The sequence below is a fragment of the Limimaricola litoreus genome (assembly GCF_024159025.1).
Lineage (GTDB): Bacteria > Pseudomonadota > Alphaproteobacteria > Rhodobacterales > Rhodobacteraceae > Limimaricola > Limimaricola litoreus.
The window spans coordinates 1-1,113 of the sequence record NZ_JAMYXC010000228.1; the positions used below are offsets into that span (position 1 = coordinate 1).

Consider the following 1,113-nt stretch of genomic DNA (forward strand, 5'->3'; position numbering starts at 1 on the left):
CGGGCGATGCGGCGGCGGGCATGGCGATGCTGGTCGAGGCGCTGGGACCGGGGGCACCGGCCTCCGGCTGGCGGCCCGAGCGCATCGAGGCGGCGCGCCGCCGCTGGTTCTCCGAGATCGACGCCGAGCGGCCGGGCCTTCTGGCGGTGATCGATGCCCTGCGCGAGGCGCTGCCGCCCGAGGCCATGGTGTTCTCGGACATGACGCAGATCGCCTATGCCGCGGTCGAGGCCTGGCCCGCGCCCGCGCCGGGGCTGTGGCATCACCCTTCGGGCTTCGGCACGCTGGGCTATGCGCTGCCCGCCGCGATCGGGGCGGCGGTGGGGCGGCCCGATGTGCCGGTGGTGGCGCTGGCGGGGGATTACGGCGTGCAATATACGATCCAGGAGCTCGGCACGGCGGTCGAGCTTGGCCTGAACCTGCCGCTGATCGTCTGGGACAACGAGCGCCTGGGCGAGATCGAGGCCAGCATGCGCGCGGCGCAGATCGCGCCCCACGCGGTGCACCAGCGCAACCCCGATTTCTGCGCGCTGGCCCGCGCCTGGGGGGCGGGGGCCGAGACGCCCGAAAGCCTCGATGCCATCGCCCCGGCGCTGGAGCGCGCCTTTGCCGCCGATGCGCCGACGCTGATCCGGCTTACGCCGGATCTGGCCTGAGCCTCACTCCCAGCAGCTCACCAGCGCCGTCATCTCGCCCGCGCGCCGGGCCACGGCCTGCACCGTGCCTTCGCTGCGCGCCTCGGTGCGCTGCGGCGCGATGCCCTGGGCTTCGAGCGCCGCGACCACCGCCTCGCTTTCGAGCGCGAGCGCGACGCCGGGGGGGAGCATCCGCCCCTCCTGACGGTCGCCGGGCAGCAGCAGCCCCAGCACCGCGCCGCCCATGTCGAGCACCGGCCCGCCCGCATCGCCCGGTTGCGCGCTCAGCGCGAGCCGCTTGAGATCCTCCTCGCCGCCCGGGCCGCGGATGTCGGCCAGACGGCCGAAGGTGGTCGCCGCGACCGAGAGCGCGCCGCCATAGGGAAAGCCCGCCACGGCGATCTTGTCGTCGATCCGCGGCACGCCGGTCTGGAAGGTGGCGACGCCGCGGGGCGCGAGCGGCGAGGCGGGGCGCAGC

The 1,113-nt window shown here is 75.4% G+C and carries 2 protein-coding genes; one reads left to right on the forward strand and one right to left on the reverse strand.

The genetic code is table 11. From position 1 onward, the window contains the following. The coding region (locus NHG85_RS14930; protein ID WP_253333757.1) for a thiamine pyrophosphate-dependent enzyme at window positions 1-656 on the forward strand (656 nt) is incomplete at its 5' end. 3 nt (window positions 657-659) lie between these two features. Here NHG85_RS14930 and NHG85_RS14935 read toward each other — a convergent pair. After that, window positions 660-1,113: trypsin-like peptidase domain-containing protein (locus NHG85_RS14935; protein WP_253333759.1), on the reverse strand; the 454-nt coding region annotated here is incomplete at its 5' end.